General features: G+C 55.9%; 13 protein-coding genes and 2 pseudogenes. 8 read left to right on the forward strand and 7 right to left on the reverse strand.

From position 1 onward, the window contains the following. Positions 1-5: 5 nt before the first annotated feature. From FFH21_RS20860 to FFH21_RS20870, 3 genes and pseudogenes are all read right to left on the reverse strand, one after another. Positions 6-416, reverse strand: a complete 411-nt coding sequence (locus FFH21_RS20860) for an NUDIX domain-containing protein (protein WP_004664074.1) — start codon at positions 414-416, stop codon at positions 6-8. Next, positions 413-1,504, reverse strand: coding sequence for a D-alanine--D-alanine ligase (ddlA, locus tag FFH21_RS20865; RefSeq protein WP_004658205.1), 1,092 nt, complete (start codon positions 1,502-1,504; stop codon positions 413-415). Before ddlA ends, FFH21_RS20860 begins: the two co-directional genes overlap by 4 nt. A gap of 151 nt (positions 1,505-1,655) precedes the next feature. Next, positions 1,656-1,937: pseudogene (locus FFH21_RS20870) on the reverse strand (type B 50S ribosomal protein L31). Positions 1,938-2,231: 294 nt separating this feature from the next. On the opposite strand from FFH21_RS20870, the gene FFH21_RS20880 reads away from it, so the two are divergent. Together FFH21_RS20880 and FFH21_RS20885 are read left to right on the forward strand one after the other, a co-directional pair. Then, the gene (locus FFH21_RS20880; RefSeq protein ID WP_011169338.1) at positions 2,232-3,362 is read left to right on the forward strand and encodes an OpgC domain-containing protein; all 1,131 of its coding nucleotides are present in this window, start codon (positions 2,232-2,234) and stop codon (positions 3,360-3,362) included. 95 nt (positions 3,363-3,457) lie between these two features. Beyond that, positions 3,458-4,138, forward strand: a complete 681-nt coding sequence (locus tag FFH21_RS20885) for a hypothetical protein (protein ID WP_011169339.1) — start codon at positions 3,458-3,460, stop codon at positions 4,136-4,138. A 46-nt stretch (positions 4,139-4,184) separates the two neighbouring features. On the opposite strand, the pseudogene FFH21_RS20890 reads toward FFH21_RS20885, so the two are convergent. After that, a pseudogene (locus FFH21_RS20890) lies at positions 4,185-4,627 on the reverse strand (hypothetical protein); the annotation flags it as partial. 223 nt (positions 4,628-4,850) lie between these two features. Between FFH21_RS20890 and FFH21_RS30655 the strand changes: the two are divergent. Both FFH21_RS30655 and FFH21_RS20900 read left to right on the forward strand, forming a co-directional pair. After that, positions 4,851-5,504 carry a hypothetical protein gene (locus FFH21_RS30655; protein WP_230383575.1) on the forward strand — a complete coding sequence of 218 codons (654 nt, stop codon included), beginning with the start codon at positions 4,851-4,853 and terminating at the stop codon, positions 5,502-5,504. A 178-nt stretch (positions 5,505-5,682) separates the two neighbouring features. After that, positions 5,683-6,294 (forward strand): hypothetical protein, encoded by a 612-nt coding sequence (locus FFH21_RS20900; RefSeq protein WP_011169342.1) that lies wholly within the window; start codon positions 5,683-5,685, stop codon positions 6,292-6,294. A gap of 125 nt (positions 6,295-6,419) precedes the next feature. Here FFH21_RS20900 and FFH21_RS20905 read toward each other — a convergent pair whose 3' ends face one another. Next, entirely contained in the window at positions 6,420-7,331 is a 912-nt protein-coding gene (locus tag FFH21_RS20905) for a hypothetical protein (protein WP_004658211.1), read from the reverse strand. A gap of 360 nt (positions 7,332-7,691) precedes the next feature. Between FFH21_RS20905 and FFH21_RS20910 the strand changes: the two genes are divergently transcribed. The 3 genes from FFH21_RS20910 to FFH21_RS20920 all read left to right on the forward strand — a co-directional run bounded on the left by FFH21_RS20910 (position 7,692) and on the right by FFH21_RS20920 (position 12,253). Continuing rightward, positions 7,692-10,811, forward strand: a complete 3,120-nt coding sequence (locus FFH21_RS20910) for a transglycosylase domain-containing protein (RefSeq protein ID WP_041924621.1) — start codon at positions 7,692-7,694, stop codon at positions 10,809-10,811. A gap of 87 nt (positions 10,812-10,898) precedes the next feature. Beyond that, on the forward strand, positions 10,899-11,489 hold the full coding sequence (locus tag FFH21_RS20915) for a PadR family transcriptional regulator (RefSeq protein ID WP_004658215.1): 591 nt from the start codon (positions 10,899-10,901) through the stop codon (positions 11,487-11,489). Continuing rightward, positions 11,486-12,253: a siderophore-interacting protein gene (locus tag FFH21_RS20920; RefSeq protein WP_005779257.1), complete on the forward strand. Its 768-nt coding sequence runs from the start codon at positions 11,486-11,488 to the stop codon at positions 12,251-12,253. The genes FFH21_RS20915 and FFH21_RS20920 overlap by 4 nt, the downstream gene beginning before the upstream one ends. A 15-nt stretch (positions 12,254-12,268) precedes the next feature. Here the strand turns inward: FFH21_RS20920 and FFH21_RS20925 are convergent, their stop codons facing one another. After that, the gene (locus FFH21_RS20925; protein WP_011169345.1) at positions 12,269-12,925 is read right to left on the reverse strand and encodes a Pr6Pr family membrane protein; all 657 of its coding nucleotides are present in this window, start codon (positions 12,923-12,925) and stop codon (positions 12,269-12,271) included. Positions 12,926-12,977: 52 nt separating this feature from the next. After that, positions 12,978-13,205 (reverse strand): VF530 family DNA-binding protein, encoded by a 228-nt coding sequence (locus FFH21_RS20930; RefSeq protein ID WP_004658220.1) that lies wholly within the window; start codon positions 13,203-13,205, stop codon positions 12,978-12,980. 444 nt (positions 13,206-13,649) lie between these two features. On the opposite strand from FFH21_RS20930, the gene FFH21_RS20935 reads away from it, so the two are divergent. Continuing rightward, positions 13,650-16,067 (forward strand): glucose/quinate/shikimate family membrane-bound PQQ-dependent dehydrogenase, encoded by a 2,418-nt coding sequence (locus tag FFH21_RS20935; RefSeq protein WP_011169347.1) that lies wholly within the window; start codon positions 13,650-13,652, stop codon positions 16,065-16,067. Positions 16,068-16,436 lie beyond the last annotated feature (369 nt).

Below are 16,436 nucleotides of genomic sequence, written 5' to 3' on the forward strand. Positions count from 1 at the left end.
CGGGTTCAGTTCGCTCGGGTTTGCCGCTGGCGGTACAACGGCAGGATCAGGTCGCGTGTCAGCGGAGCCAGATGCACATCCGCAAGACTGTCTGCGCCGACCCAGAGTACTTCTTCGATCTCGGCGGCGGGCAGAACCTGGGCATCAGATCTGACCTCGTAAAGCTGACAACACACCTCAAAACCTGGCTCATTGGCAGCCGGTGCAACGAACTCGCCGAGAAACAGCGCCTGCTGCGGATCGATGATCAGCCCGAGTTCTTCTTCAAGCTCCCTGGCCAGCGCCCGCGGTGCCGGTTCGCCAGGTTCGATCTTGCCGCCCGGTTGCATGAATGCCTGAGTGCCGCGCTTGCGCACCAGCAGGGTCCGGCCGTCTGTGCCGATCAGCAGCGCCGCCGCGATACGGATTATCTTCATGCAAAGATTTCCGTTTTCAGCAAACGCGCCTGATCAGCGCGCTCAAGGGCCAGCACGATCAGGCGATGGATCAGTTCGGCATAGGTCAGACCACTGGCCTGCCAGAGCTTGGGGTACATGCTGATGGAAGTGAAGCCAGGCAGCGTGTTGACCTCATTGATGATGATGTCACGCGTGTCGGTAACGAAGAAATCGACCCGCGAAAGCCCTGCGCAACCCAGCACCTTGTAAGCCTGCAACGCGACTTCACGCACCTGATCACTCAGATCGGCAGGAAACTCGGCGGGTATCGCGATGCGCGCCTGATCACCATTCAGGTATTTGGTGTCGTAGGCGTAGAACTCGTCGTTGGCAATCACTTCGCCACAGACACTGACCTGCGCATCGAAGTTACCCAGTACGGCGCACTCCACTTCCCGGCCGACGATGCCCTGCTCGATCAGCAGCTTGTGGTCAAACTCGAAACCCAATGCCAGCGCAGCCACGAAGCCAGCCTCGTCAGACACTTTGCTGACGCCCACCGACGAGCCTTGATTGGCCGGCTTGACGAACATCGGCAGGCCCAATTGCGTGGCTGCATCGGCGAACGACAGGGTTTCCCCACGGCTGAGCACCATGAACGGCGCGACAGCAATGCCTGCATCGCGCAGCAGACGCTTGGTCACGTCTTTGTCCATGCACGCCGCCGAGGCGAGGACGTCAGCGCCGACAAACGGAACGGCCAGCATGCGCAGCACGCCTTGCAACGCACCGTCCTCACCAAACGCGCCGTGGATCAGCGGAAATACCACGTCAATGGCCGCCAGTGGCTTGCCTGTCTCGACCTCGACAAACTGGCCACCAGTGCTGCCAGGCAACAGCGACAACTGCTTGCCGGATGCACTCAATTTGATCCGCGCAGGATCATTGGCATTGAGCAGGTAGTCGGCCTCGTCGAAGCGCAACCAGCGGCCCAGCTTGTCGACGCCGATCAGGGTCAGCGTATAGCGTTCACGATCAATCGCATTGATCACGTTGCGTGCCGACTGCAACGAAACCTCATGCTCGCTGGATTGCCCACCGAAAACGATGGCGACTGACTTTTTCAAAGCGGTTACTCCTGTTTTTCAGGCCGCGAAGATAAAAGCAATGTTGGCTGTTAGTCCAGCAGATGATTGGCCATACGCCTGGAATTCAGGCAAAAAAAACCCGGTGGTGGGCAATCCATGCGAAATGCCCATCACCGGGAGGTCAGACAGCTCATTGAGCCGCTGCGGTTTCTTTCTTGCCGCCAGAGCCGAAGGTGGCGAAACGCTTGTTGAAACCCGCGATCCGGCCCTCGTTGGTGGTCTTGCGCTGCTGCCCGGTATACATCGGGTGCGAGGCGCTGGACACGTCTAGCGCGACATAAGGATAGGTGTTGCCGTCGGTGTGCTACTGCGTACGGTCTGTGTCTACGGTCGAGCCGATCAGGAAGTAGACGTCGGCAGCGGAATCGTGGAACAGCACAGTACGGTAAGCGGGATGGATGTCGGGTTTCATGATTAGCTCTCCAGTGAGTTGACTGCAATCGTTATACAGTAACATAACAGAAGATGAGAATGATTGCTGTTGATTGCTATCATTGGCGAGCTTGATCGAACGCGCGCGTGCAGCAACTGTCGTCCTGAAACCGCCAGAACCAGCGCGCCAGAGACATTCTGTAATAGCGTGCTTTTGCAATCGGGCCGAATTAACGGCACCCTGCCGCGCCGCCGAACGTCACTGGTCGCTGGCCTGGAACCTGAGCCTCTGTGGCCGATCTTTACTCATTAGCACTTTCAAGAGTCCACCGTTATGACTAACGGACGCGATCATCGAATCGACTTCTTTCGCGGCCTGGCGCTGATCTTCATATTCTGGGATCACGTGCCGGACAACCCGCTCGCGCAGTTGACCGTCCGCAACTTCGGCTTCAGCGACGCAGCGGAAATCTTTGTCTTTCTTGCCGGTTACGCATCGATCCTGGCCTATGGACGCATCGCCCGGCGCGACGGCATGCTGGTGGCTGGCGTGCGGATCCTGCGCCGAACCTGGGTGCTGTATGTGGTGCATATCTTTCTGCTAACCCTGCTGATGGGCATCGTCTTCGTCGCCAACAATCATGTCGAGACGCGCGACATGGTCCAGCAGATGGGCCTTGAATACTTCGTCGGCAACCCGCAACAGGCATTGGCCGATGAACTGTTGCTGCGTTTCAAGCCCAACCTGACCGACCCGTTGCCGCTGTATATCGTGCTGTTGCTGACCTTGCCGCTGACCTTGCCATTGATGCTGCGCAAACTGGAACTGGCGGTCGGCCTGTCGATTGCCCTGTACCTGATGGTGCCGTTGCTCGGCTGGAACCTGCGTGCCTATGAAGGCGGTGGCGTGTGGTATTTCAATCCGGTGGCCTGGCAGTTGCTGTTCATTCTCGGCGGTGCCTGTGCATTGCGCAGCGAAACAGCCACACCCGCCGTACACTCTCCGTTGCGCCAACAACCGCTGTTCCTGATGGCCGCCGTCTACGTGTTGATCGCCGGGATGTTGACCTTCAGCGAAAAATGGCCCGGCCTGCACACCGCACTGGTCTCGACCCTGCACCTCGACGCCCTGTACCCCATCAGCAAGACCGACCTGGCACCCGCGCGCCTGCTGCACTTCCTTGCACTGGTCTACTTCGTCGCCCGACTGCTGCCAACCTCAAGCGCCTGGCTCGAAAACTGGCCCGCCCGCCAGACCTGCCGCATGGGCCGTTATTCGCTGGAAGTATTCTGCCTGGGCGTATTGCTCGCGCCACTGGCAGACATGGCAAATGCACTGGCAGGTGATACATGGCCTATGCAGGTGACTACCGCGATTGTCGGGCTGGGCTTGATGATGTTGATGGCCAATGGGTTGGAATTGAATAAGCGGCTGGGGAAATCGCCCCGCTTGTTAACTACTTGAGAACAGCGTCACGTTTGCACGTCCTCTCGGAAATCTCCTACTGATTTATCAGGCCAAGTTTTTCAAGAACTGGCCGCTATTCGGTATGAGACCCAATGGAGGGCAACGTTTTGAACATTAATGGCATTCCGAATCAGGCAAACACCCTGCAACAAACAGCGCTGATACCTGGCACCAAAAATGGCGATCCGACATTAGATGCTGGCTTGGAAAAGGCCATTGCATCCGAAGCAAAAAAGACAGAAGAAAATGTATTTTATGAATACCAGAAAGAGCCGTGGTTGTTGGAGTCTATCAACGAGCACATTACAAATCGGCTCGACTACGTGGCGCATAAAAAAATAGTCGACGTACTGGAGCTTGCGTTGATCAATGTCACCTACGACAGTTTTCGTAAGGACCTGCAAGAAACGCACCCCGAAATCGCAAGTAAAAAATTTGGTTTTACACTGAACGAAAGCGCGTCCATCAAGATAATTGACTACGATAACAGCCTGACTGAGAATGACAAATCAGTGCTTACCCATGCCATCAACGAGTTCAGAGAGTTCAAAGAGCAAATACAGCAGCACGCAAAGACGGTCATGACCTTGGTTGACCATGATCATGAAACATTCGGTGGTCGATATAAACTGGATATCAGTAATTTTCAGGATGTGATCGATTATGGCAAGATCATGAGCACCAGCGTGCAAAAAATGCAGGACGAATGGATACAACAAGTCCAGAGCAATGCTGAAAAGCGAGATTTTTCCTATATTTCTTTGGCGGTATGAGAAATCAGACTGGCGAGACAAACGGCTCGCCAGACTGAGCTAAATGTTAGCCACGAGGAGCGACAGTTCGCAGAACGGTCTGTGTACAGATATGCCCCATGTAAAAGATACGAGGGGCCGCTGTCATTGGTCCCAATGAAAAATTGTGTACGGTGTAGCCAGCAACTTTATAGTGACTCCTCCATGTATTGAAACCTCTTTGTGTGTGTGCACAAAATCCTGGGCCTCCACGCCACCGTAACAGCGTCCAAACTCGATACGCTGAGAGGCAAAGCCGGTAGCATCACTGACTGCAATATGCTCAATTGAAGGTTCTGCTTTGCCAAAACTCAGATCAAGAATCGCCATACCGCCCTCCAAAGGCGAGCCTTTAGTGTCGGTAAATCTCGCCTCAAAAACAGCCTCTTTATAAATCTGGGTGGCTAACCAATCAGGATTGGTATACCCACTTGGAATCCTTATCACTCCCGGCTCGTCAAAATCGACGTAATAGAGCGCTGAACACTTAGTCAACCATCATATTGAAATTAAGGAAATCTCCTACAAAAATAATAACCACGTGAAATCCAGGAAAAATCCTACATTCATATCAGGCCAAGTTTTTCAGAGGACTGCCGCTAGAGAGTTATCACTAACACCAAAGAGCGCCTGACATGTATATAAACCCCTCCGTTTTACGTCACAAAATCAACAGCGCATTCTCTCGGGTTCAATCCCCCTCATTCCATCTGCTGCTCCGCTAGGCAAGATCCCTCAGGCACTTGATAAACCGCGTGACCCGAACGCTGAATTTTACACCTCCGAGGAAACACCTTGGTTTTCCAGCTACAAAAATTCGGCGGCAGGACGCGCTATTTTAGAGAACATGCCTGAGAAGCAAGCAAAAGAGATCCGAGGCAGGTATCTGGAAAACCACATTAAGGATTTTGACCAAACCATATGCCGTATGTACGACAATTTCCACGATTTCAAGCAGCAGCTTTTTTACCTCAATACAGAGCTGTCAAAAAAGCATTTCGGCTTCACGCTGGGCTTTAATCAGGACATTCAGGTGACCGACCCGGACGAGGTACTCACGCCGGCGGAGTTCACGTACCTGACCGAGAAGCTGAACGAACGTCAACAACTGAAAGAGGATCTGCGTGCGCACGCAAAAATTGTGATGACGCTACTCGACCATTACACGGAAAAATTCGGTAACCAGCACACCCTCAATCTGGAGAGTTACAGCAAAGTCATCGACTACGGACAGATCTTCAGCCGCAACCATATTGGCAATTTCATGGACACGATTATTTACCAGATCGAGCGCTATGCGCCGAAGCGTGAGGAAGAACCAAAACCTCTGGTTGATGTGCACGTTTGATGAATGCAAATACAGGCCGTTGATATTTCGCTCGAAATAACCAGTGGCATGCCATTGTTTCGTGACGCAGATCACACAAAGCCTGTAAGCAGGAATTATCCCACAGCTTTATCAGCCCAAGAATCTCGTTCATTTACCGATAACAAGAACGATACAATTATTCAGCAAGGAGCAGAAAATGTACATTAGCACTATTACTTCAGACTTTTTACTTCCTCCATCACGTCCCTTGAACCCCCTCCAAACAGAACCCCTCACACGATCGCCTGAGGATAAACCGGCACTGAGTAAAAAAGAAGAGTTTGCAAATGCTTTCTACACGCGTGAGGAAGAGCCGTGGCTGCAATTCACCTCCAATCATCCCGACGAGAAAGACCCGACTAAAAAAGTCATTCGCCCAATGACAAAAGAGCTTTATCTAGAGCACCTTAATGTGGATGCATTGCTCATGTCGGAATTACAATCCTGTTTCTACCAAGAGTTCAGAGCGGAGCTTATAGATTTGCGCCCCGACCTGACGGGTAAAAATTTCAGCTATACGATAGGCGATGATGCCGAGCTTAAAATAATAGACTTGGACGATAAGTTAGGCATCAATGAAATCAAGTATTTATCGGATGCCATCAACCAAAAAACCCACCTCAAGGATGCTGCGATCACGCATGCCAAAATCCTCATGACGCTGGCTGACCATGACACAGACACATTCAAAGGAACCTATAAACTTGACCTGCTAAATTTTCAAAACATCATTGATCTTGGAAAAATAGCACTCAGCAAAAAAAGATGACCCTAGTGAAATCTGGATAAGTCAGATCAAAGAAAAAGCAGAAAAAGTTTCGACACACTTGATCGATACAAGGGCCTGACGGTCAGAAAACGCTCTGTAGCGCCTACGGCAGACAGAGCGTTTTTTTAAGTCCAGCTCCTTGACCAGTTGATCAGCCAACGATTGCAAATCAGCCCCAAATTGTACACATGAGGTTTATCCGCCAATTGCTCAGCGAGCCTATTATTAGCCCAATACTTTTTTGGCTTGTAGCGAGTACTCCAGGTTTCTCGCCCGTTTTCACTCAGGTGAGTGAAATTATCAGCGAGCAAGCCGCCCTCGCAGCGTTTAAACGTTACCCGCTGTATTATTTTCCCCGAACTGTCCGAGGTGTATTGTCCGTTAGCCTGGTGATGTTTGATACTGAGCTCGAAATCAAATACACCGCCCTCCAGCGGAAAAGCCTTGCTGTCGGTAAACGTAACCTCGAGCATTGCCTCTGTGAGCGCTTGAGTCGCCAGAAAAGCGGGTTTGGTGAAACCATACGGAATCAACCTGAAGCCCTCTTCGTGGTGCAAGTCATAACGCATATGAGGAAACGAGCCAAACACCACGCTGTAATCAGTGGTATCAAACCTGGCACCGTCAGTCGCGACAATACGTATATTGACTTGTGAACCAGGATCAAGCCCTTCGATTCTCTGCGCCGATGAATGACGCTTGGGCTGCCACCCGCCGCCATCAACCTGATACTCCAACCTCCATTTCTGGTCGTAATCCGAATCCGGCGTTGTAATCAGTACATTCTGGCCGCGCGCAGCGGTGAAATTATACTGATGAACTGCCGAGGTATTCTCCAGAATATGACTGATCTGATGAATCTTGTCCGACAGCACCACAGGATTCGAATGGCTTGGGTTTTGTACAGCCTGTTCCTGCAACATTGGTTGTTGACTGACGACAGGAGCTCCTTCTACTTGACCCATGGCGTGATAAGACATTGCCAAGAGCAATCCAGACACAAACGCACGACCTGCCTTGTTTTTCTTGTTTTTCATTTTGTTGATCTCGATAGGGATTAACTAATCAGGGCATCATTGCCACTGACAAAACCGGACGTAATCACCTGTTTAATTCGAGATCAAGCGTTGGAAACAATTATCGGAAACGTCCTACAAATAACCAATAAGATTTTATAAGTCCAACGCCTGGATTTATAAAGACTGCTTTTCAGGCGCTTATCTATGACTGATATTTTTTCAGTCAACCCCTGTGCTTAGACGAAAAAGCATACAAGCCATGCCAGTCCAGGCATCTTCTCAGCCAATCTCGAAAACCACCACACAATTCCACCCACATTCCCATCCAGCGTCTAAGCTTGGGTCAGGTGCGTTGAAAGGATGACCGGACAATCGACTATGGGCGTATTTCGGCATTCCGATAGCAAGCATGAAGCGCTGTCAGCTGACCGCCAGGATGACCCACGCGCGCCAAAGCGTCCGCGTCGCAAGCGATACGGGTGGCGGGTGTTTTGGGTGATTGTGGTGCTGGCCTGCATTGCGCTGGGTGTTGCAATAACCGTGGAGAGCCGCAGTTCAAGGCTGCAGGCGCGGGAGTTCAGCCGCTTTGCCGCGAGCCTGAGTTATTCAATGCAGCCTGGGCCGAGCCATGACGTGGTGTATCCCGGTGACAGGCCGTTCGACAGGCGCCTGGGCTATTCGTCGCTGGATGAGTTCCTGCAGCGCCTGCTCAAGCGCGATTATGTGATTACTCGCCAGACCCGTTTCTCTCCAGAGCTGATGCGCTACGTTCAGCATGGCTTTTTCGTGCCTTACGAGGAAAAAACCCAGGCTGGCCTGTCGATCACTGATTGCCGAAATGAACCGTTGTATGAGTTCAGATACCCGCAGCAGTTTTACCCGACCTTTACCGCTATTCCGCCACTGCTGGTGAACAGCCTGCTGTTTATCGAAAACCGCGACTTGCTGGACCCGCAGCAACCCTTGGCCAACCCGGCAGTGGACTGGCCACGCTTCGTGAAGGCCGCGTGGTCGCAACTGGCGAAGATGTTCGCCCTCCCCGGCCAGTCGGCTGGCGGCAGTACGCTTGCCACTCAACTGGAAAAATATCGCCATTCACCCGACGGGCTGACGCTGTCGGGTTCAGAGAAGTTGCGGCAGATGATTTCCGCCAGCGTTCGCGCTTATCAACCGGGCGGCGAGACCCTCGCGGTACGCCAGCGGGTGGTGCGTGATTATCTGAACAGTGTGCCGTTGTCCGCGGTGCCGGGGCACGGTGAAGTGCATGGGCTGGCCGAAGGGTTGCGGGTGTGGTTCGGTGCGGATTTTGCCAAAACCAATGACTTACTGGCCTCCAGCCCCACAGACAAACAGCGGCTGGCCGACAAGGCGCTCGCCCTGCGCGAAGTGCTGTCACTGGTCATTGCCCAGCGTCGTCCGTCGCACTATCTGGCCAAGGGCCGCCTGGAACTGGCGGACCTGACCGACAGCCATCTACGTCTGCTGGCCCAGGCCAATGTCATTGATCAACCGCTGGCCGATGCCGCGTTGGCAGCCCAGGTCACCTACCGCGACTGGGCGCAGCAGCCGACCATTCAGCCTATCGAAACCAATAAAGGCATCAGTGTCGCGCGCACTCGTTTGTCGAACCTGCTCAATCGCCCGCTTTACGACCTGGACCGTCTTGATCTGTCGGCCACCAGTACCCTGCATGGCGAATTGCAGCGCAGCGTCAGCCAGTACCTGCGTGACCTGGCCAACCCTGAGTTCGCTGCAAAAACCGGCTTGATGGGAGAGCGGCTGCTGACCCCGGCCAGTACAACCCAGGTACGCTATAGCTTCACGCTGTTCGAACGCGGCGTGGATGGCTCGCGGGTCAGGGTGCAGACCGACAGCACTGATCAGCCGTTCGACATCAACGAAGGCAGCAAGCTGGAATTGGGTTCGACCGCGAAGATGCGCGTGCTGACCACTTACCTGGAGATCATCGCCGAGCTGCACGGGCGGTATGGGAATCTGAGTACCGCGCAACTGCGCAAGGTGCCTGTCGAAGAACCTGACCGGCTGACTCGCTGGGCGGTGGATTACCTGCTGATTAACAAGGACCGTGATCTGGCGAAAATGCTCTCGGCCGCGCTGGATCGCACCTATTCGGCCAGCCCGGCAGAGGCGTTCTTCACCGGTGGTGGCATGCACCGTTTCAATAACTTCAGGCGCGAAGACAACGAGCGGATTCCCACCCTGCGCGAGTCGCTGCGTGAGTCGATCAACCTGCCGTTCATTCGCCTGATGCGCGATGTGGTGCGCTACAGCACGTATCAGGCACCCAACAACAGCGCCGAGTTGCTCAAGGATGACGACAACCCGCGCCGTCAGGAATACCTCGCGCAGTTTGCCGACCGCGAGGGCACGGTGTTCCTGCTGCGCTTCTGGAAACGCTACAAGGAAAAGACCACTCAGGAACGCCTCGATACTTTTCTGGACGGTATCCATCCCACGGCCATCCGCTTGGCTGCCGTGCATCGCTACTTGCTGCCTGGGGCTGATCAAGCGACGTTCAACGCGTTCATCCGTGCGCATCTGGATGAGCCGAAAGCAACCTCGAAGCTGACCGACAAGCGTCTTGCCGACTTGTACAAGGGCTATGGGCCGGGCACTTACGACTTGCCCGATCAAGGCTACATCGCCCGCGTCCACCCGCTGGAACTGTGGCTGGTGGGCTACCTGCTCAAACAACCTGAAGCACAATTCAAGGACGCGGTGGCCGCCAGTCGTTACGAGCGTCAGGAAGTCTACGGCTGGCTGTTCAAGAGTCGCCACAAAAGCGCTCGCGACAGCCGCGTACGGACCATGATGGAGGTCGAAGCGTTTCTGGATATCGAACAGCGCTGGCAGCGCGTGGGCTATCCGTTCGACCATCTGGTGCCATCGCTGGCAACAGCTATCGGCAGCTCGGGTGATCGCCCGGCGGCGCTGGCCGAGCTGATCGGCATTATCCAGAACGATGGCATCCGTTTGCCGCCCGTGCGCATCGACAGTCTGCATTTTGCCGCTGGTACACCTTACGACACCGAACTGACCATCAACCCGGAGCTGGGCCAGCGCGTGCTGCCAGCAGAAGTTGCCGCGGCAATGCGCGAAGCCTTGTCGCAGGTAGTGGATGGCGGCACCGCCAAGCGTGTGCAAGGCACCTTCAAGATGCAGGACGGCAGCGTGCTGGCGATGGGCGGCAAGACTGGCACGGGTGATAACAGGATCGAGAGCATCGGCGCAGGCGGACGCATTCTCAGTTCCAGGGCGATCAATCGCACGGCGACCTTTGTGTTTTATATCGGCGACAACCACTTCGGCGCATTGACCGCGTTCGTACCGGGACGCGCCGCCGAAGGCTTTCGCTTCACCTCGGCATTGCCGGTGCAGGTGCTCAAAGGCATGGCACCGATCCTGACGCCGTATCTGGAGAACCACGGACAGGCGATGTGCAATGCCCCGCTTGCCGACCCGCCCAAGGGTGTTTGACCGGCAATGACCGCTCGTCCGCCAGCTCTGTGATTACAATAAGATATATCTTAAGGTATATCTAACTTGTAACCAGAGATCAAAAACATGCGTGAAGATAAACACCCTCCCCACCATCGTCCGCCGCATCTTCGTGAACCAGGTGAAGATCGCGACGGTTTTGAAAAACGCCCAGGCCGTGAACGCGGTGGACGTGGCCCTCGGGTTTTCGCCCCTGGCGATCTGAAATTACTGCTGTTGGCACTGATCGCCGAGCAGCCCGCACACGGCTATGACCTGATCCGCAAGATCGAAGGTCTGTTCGAGGGTGCGTACTGCCCCAGCCCCGGCGTTATCTACCCCACCCTGACGTTTCTTGAAGAAAGCGAAATGGTGGTCGGCGATGCCCAGGCTGGCAAGAAGCTCTACACCATCACCGATGCGGGTCGCCAATCCCTGGAAGATCAGGCCGTGGCGCTGGAAGGTGTGCGCATGCGCATCGATGTCAGCAAGCGCTCACTGCGCGGCCACGATCGTCCGCCGGAAATCCACGAAGCGGTGCACAACCTGCGCCACGCGCTGCAGATGCACCACGGCCGCTGGACCCCGGAAGAAATTCTGCGGGTCAGCGAACTGCTCAACAGCACGGCCAAGGCTGTCGTCGATGGGCCTCAACCTACCTCGGAGGAGTCGGCATGAATTCGCCCCAGTCAATCCATCGCGTCATGCATGAAATCAAGCGTCGCAAACTAAAAGTGTTGCGAGTCACAGAGCTGACTCCGCTGATGCGCCGCATTACCTTGCAGGGCCCGGAACTGGCAGGCTTCATCAGTCTGGGCACAGACGACCACGTTAAACTGTTTTTCCCGCAGACAGCGCAAGAACAGGCTGCCCTGGAAGACCTGACCGCTACCAGCGACAAGGACGCACCACGTCCACCGATGCGCGATTACACCCCGCGTCGCTATGACGAAAGCAGCGGTGAGCTGGATATCGACTTCGTTCTGCACGGCGAAGGCCCGGCTGCCACCTGGGCGGCTCAGGCTGAACCGGGGCAATTTCTGCACATCGCAGGGCCAAAGGGTTCGATGGTGGTGCCGGACATGTTCGACAGCTACCTGCTGATCGGCGATGAAACGGCGATTCCCGCCATCGCTCGACGCCTGGAATCGCTGCCCGCCAACCGTGCAGCGCTGGTGGTGGTCGAAGTGGCCAACCCGCAGGAACAGCAGGTGTTCGACAGCGCCGCACAGGTCGACGTGATCTGGATCGTACGCGGTGAGCAGAATCTGGTGGATGTCACGCGTCGCCTGGAGATGCCCGAGGGCAAGCTGTACGCGTGGGTCGCGACTGAATCCGCGCTGTCACGCAAGCTGCGCCGTGTGCTGCTCGATGAGTTCGGCCTGCAAGAGGATTTCGTCAAGGCCGCTGGCTACTGGAAGCTGGACGGCACTGAAGAATAGGCAAGCCTGGGCGACTCACATCGTGCGACGAGCCGCCCATCTGTCTACCCCAAGCAGCAACAGTGCAACCAGCAAGAACCCGAGCAGCACGCCGAGCGCGTTGATGAATGCCTTTGGAAAACCGATCGTGCCGACATCGATGAATGGATACAGGTAGTCACCAAGCATGTGGCCACGCAGCAGGACGTAGGCGAAGTAGATGACCGGATAGATCGCCCACAGCGGCACATGGCGCAAGCGCAACGCGCCTTTGGGCACGTACAGCCACCAGTACAGTACGAACGCCAGCGGCATTATGTCGTGCAGCAACTCATCGGCCACCCACTGCCAGCCTTGCGGGTGCCACAGATGGCGCAACAGAATGTTGTAAGCGATGCCCACCAGCGCAATGCTCACCGCAATGCCGCCGCACACCACCGGGTGCCGGAAAAAACGGTGGCCTGCCGACTGCCGCGCCGTCAGGGCACAACTCAGCGCGACAGCTGCCAGGGTGTTGCTCAGTACGGTAAAGAAACTTAAAAACCGCACCAGCCCGCCCAGCAGACTGGCGTGATCGGCATAACGGCCAATGAAGATCAGGTACAGCTGGATGACCAGCCCCGACCAGCCGAGGCAGGCTGCAACAAGGGTGTAATAGCGCTGTCCCTGCGCAGTTGAATGTTCGCGGTGCATCAATCGTTATCCTTGAGTTCCAGCGTCCATGCCGGGCTTTCTGGCGGCCCTGTTACCAGCCCTTGCCGCGATGCAACTTCACATACAACGCTTCAACCTTTTCACGCGCCCAGGGCGTCTTGCGCAGAAAAGTCAGACTGGATTTGATGCTCGGATCGCTTTTGAAGCAGCGAATGTCGATGCGCTCGGCCAGGCCGGACCATTCGTAATGTTCGACCAGAGCCCTGAGAATCTGCTCCAGCGTGACGCCGTGCAGCGGATCGGAATTGGGTGTTGTCATGATGAGCCTTGAATCTGATGAAGAGGGATAGCAGCCTGAACAGCTTCCTGGAGCGCGCAGGTCTTCCCGAAAAGTTTGCCATTGTAAGCGCCGCGCTTTCATAAAACACAGTCGACTTGAGCCACTGTTGCCGACCTTGCAATGATCCATGTCAGGTTTATCGCTTTTAGAAAAATCGTTAGCGTCCTATCATTGCGCGTTTAAGGATTGCAGGTTTCCTTTCTGAAGAGACTCCGTTGAATAAACACCTATGCACGAATTCGGGCGGCAATGGTCTACGAATCAATGACCGGGCCGCGCTGAATGGGCAACCGTGTTCTGTGTGATGTTGAATTCGACCGTCGGTGATTCGTTTCAATAAACAGCCTCAAGGAATGCTGCCAGGGTCGGCGGCGTACATGAAAACAAGATATCAACTACTTACTTCTCGCGGAGATTCGCATTATGAGCACTGACAGTGCTTCAAATAGAAATCGCCTGTTGCCGACCCTGCTCGGGCTGGTGATCCTGTTGATGGGGCTGGCCTTGCTGGTCGGTGGTGCCCGACTGCTGCAACTGGATGGCTCGTTGTATTACCTGTTGGCCGGTATCGGCTTCGCCGTGACCGGCGTGTTGCTGATCACTGGTCGCGCGGCTGCGCTGGGCCTTTATGCACTGCTGCTGTTCGCGAGCACCGTATGGTCGTTGTGGGAAGTCGGACTCGATTGGTGGCAACTGGTGCCACGCCTGGCGCTGTGGTTCGCACTGGGCATCGTCCTGCTGCTGCCGTGGTTCCGCAAGCCACTGCTGCGCAATGGCCCGGCGCGCCTGGGCACTGGCGCATTGAGCGTTGCTGTCGTGCTGGCCGGTCTGACCGCGCTGGCGAGCCAGTTCACCAACCCTGGCCGTATCGAAGGCCAGCTGGACCGCGAAACTGCTGGCACCACCAACACCGCTCCGGCCATGCCTGACGGCGACTGGCAGTCCTACGGCCGTACCGCATTCGGCGACCGCTACTCGCCTCTGGCACAGATCACCCCGGAAAACGTCAACAAACTGGAACCGGCCTGGACCTTCCGCACTGGCGACATCCCTGGGCCGAACGACCCGGGTGAAACCACTGCCGAGAACACCCCGCTCAAGGTCAACGGCATGCTCTACGTGTGTACGCCGCACAGCCAGGTGATCGCGCTTGATCCGGATTCGGGCAAGGAAATCTGGCGCTTCGATCCGAAGCTCAGCACCCAGAATGCGAAAAACTTCAAAGGCTGGGCGCACATGACCTGCCGTGGCGTCACTTATCATGACGACGCAGCCTATGCAGCCAGCGCCCCGGCACAAAGCCCGGCAGCACCGGCCGCAGCCAGTGCCACTTCAAGTGCCTGTCCACGCAGAATCTTCCTGCCGACTGCCGACACCCGTCTGATCGCGCTGAACGCCGATACCGGCAAGATGTGTGAAGATTTCGGCAACAAGGGTTCGGTTGACCTGACCGCCAACATGGGCACATTCGCGCCGGGCGGCTATTACTCCACGTCGCCACCGGCAGTGACCAAAGACCTGGTGATCATCGGCGGCCACGTTACCGATAACGTCTCCATGGATGAACCGTCCGGCGTGATACGTACCTACGACGTGCACACTGGCCGTCTGGTCTGGAACTGGGACAGCGGCAACCCGGAAGAGACTGCGCCGATTGCCGAAGGCAAGATCTACACGCGCAACTCGCCGAACATGTGGTCCATGTTCAGCGTCGATGAAAAGCTCGGCATGATCTACCTGCCGATGGGTAACCAGACGCCTGACCAATGGGGCGGCGATCGTACGCCGGATTCCGAGAAATACAGCGCGGGCCTGGTTGCGCTGGACATCGCGACGGGTCGCGTACGTTGGAATTACCAGTTCACCCACCATGACCTGTGGGACATGGACGTGGGTGGTCAACCGACCCTGCTGGACATGAAAACGGCTGATGGCGTGAAGCCGGCGGTATTGGCATCGACCAAGCAGGGCAGCATCTACGTGCTGGACCGCAGCACCGGTCAGCCCATTGTGCCGATCAACGAAATACCGGTTCCGCAAGGCGCTGTTGCAGGCGATCACACCTCGCCGACCCAGCCCAAGTCCGACCTGAACTTCATGCCGCCGCCGCTTAAAGAGCGCGACATGTGGGGCGTGACGCCATTTGACCAGATGATGTGCCGGATCGACTTCAAGTCGCTGCGCTACGACGGCCCGTTCACGCCGCCATCGCTGCAGGGTTCGATTGTTTATCCAGGTAACTTCGGTGTGTTCGACTGGGGCGGTATTTCCGTCGACCCGGTTCGTCAGATTGCCTTCGTCAACCCGAGCTACATGGCGTTCCGTTCAAAGCTGGTGCCTGCTGCCGAAGTCGAAGGCGGCCCTGGCCGCAAGAGCGAAACCGAAGGCGTGCAGCCAAACAAGGGCGCACCTTATGGCGTGATCCTGGAAGCACTGCTGTCGCCAATGGCCCTGCCGTGCCAGGCACCGGCGTGGGGTTACGTGGCGGCGGTCGATCTGACCACCCACAAAACCATCTGGATGCACAAGAACGGTACCGTGCGTGACAGTTCGCCAATCCCGATCCCGCTGACCATGGGCGTTCCAAGCCTGGGTGGCCCGATCACAACGGCGAGCGGTCTGGCCTTCCTGAGCGGTACGCTTGACCAATACCTGCGCGCCTACGATGTACGTAACGGCAAACAGCTGTGGGAAGGTCGCCTGCCAGCAGGCGCCCAAACCACACCGATGACCTACACCGGCAAGGACGGTCAGCAATACGTGCTGGTCGTGGCGGGCGGTCACGGTTCACTGGGCACCAAACAGGGTGACTACGTGATGGCATTCAAACTGCCGAAGTGATGCATTAATGCGGTAAATGGAAAGCGGCTATCGAGAGGTAGCCGCTTTTTTTGTTGCTACTGAAACCTTGTCTCGGCTGCATTTGCTACCGGACAAGGCTGTAGATCTATGACACGGAGCGTCACGAAGTGCATGCCAACGCAGAGCATTGGCACGATGGTGCTCTGACGATTATCGTTCCGCACGCTCCAGCGTGGGAACGCCGTTCTGGACGCTCTGCGTCAGCTCTTGAATGTGCGGTGCGGCGCAGACCTGTGACGCAGAGCTTCACGAACTGCATGCCAACGCGGAGCATTGGCACGATGGTGTTTTGACGATTATCGTTCCGCACGCTCCAGCGTGGGAATACCGTTCTGGACGCTCTGCGTC

The sequence above is a fragment of the Pseudomonas sp. KBS0707 genome (genome assembly GCF_005937945.2).
GTDB classification, from domain to species: Bacteria; Pseudomonadota; Gammaproteobacteria; order Pseudomonadales; family Pseudomonadaceae; genus Aquipseudomonas; species Aquipseudomonas amygdali.

Bases quoted from the DNA above. Each gene is read 5' to 3' on its own strand.
- FFH21_RS20860 (WP_004664074.1), bottom strand. From the start codon at position 416: ATGAAGATAATCCGTATCGCGGCGGCGCTGCTGATCGGCACAGACGGC.
- FFH21_RS20880 (WP_011169338.1), top strand. From the start codon at position 2,232: ATGACTAACGGACGCGATCATCGAATCGACTTCTTTCGCGGCCTGGCG.
- FFH21_RS20885 (WP_011169339.1), top strand. From the start codon at position 3,458: ATGGAGGGCAACGTTTTGAACATTAATGGCATTCCGAATCAGGCAAAC.
- FFH21_RS20900 (WP_011169342.1), top strand. From the start codon at position 5,683: ATGTACATTAGCACTATTACTTCAGACTTTTTACTTCCTCCATCACGT.
- FFH21_RS20905 (WP_004658211.1), bottom strand. From the start codon at position 7,331: ATGAAAAACAAGAAAAACAAGGCAGGTCGTGCGTTTGTGTCTGGATTG.
- FFH21_RS20910 (WP_041924621.1), top strand. From the start codon at position 7,692: ATGGGCGTATTTCGGCATTCCGATAGCAAGCATGAAGCGCTGTCAGCT.
- FFH21_RS20915 (WP_004658215.1), top strand. From the start codon at position 10,899: ATGCGTGAAGATAAACACCCTCCCCACCATCGTCCGCCGCATCTTCGT.
- FFH21_RS20920 (WP_005779257.1), top strand. From the start codon at position 11,486: ATGAATTCGCCCCAGTCAATCCATCGCGTCATGCATGAAATCAAGCGT.
- FFH21_RS20925 (WP_011169345.1), bottom strand. From the start codon at position 12,925: ATGCACCGCGAACATTCAACTGCGCAGGGACAGCGCTATTACACCCTT.
- FFH21_RS20930 (WP_004658220.1), bottom strand. From the start codon at position 13,205: ATGACAACACCCAATTCCGATCCGCTGCACGGCGTCACGCTGGAGCAG.
- FFH21_RS20935 (WP_011169347.1), top strand. From the start codon at position 13,650: ATGAGCACTGACAGTGCTTCAAATAGAAATCGCCTGTTGCCGACCCTG.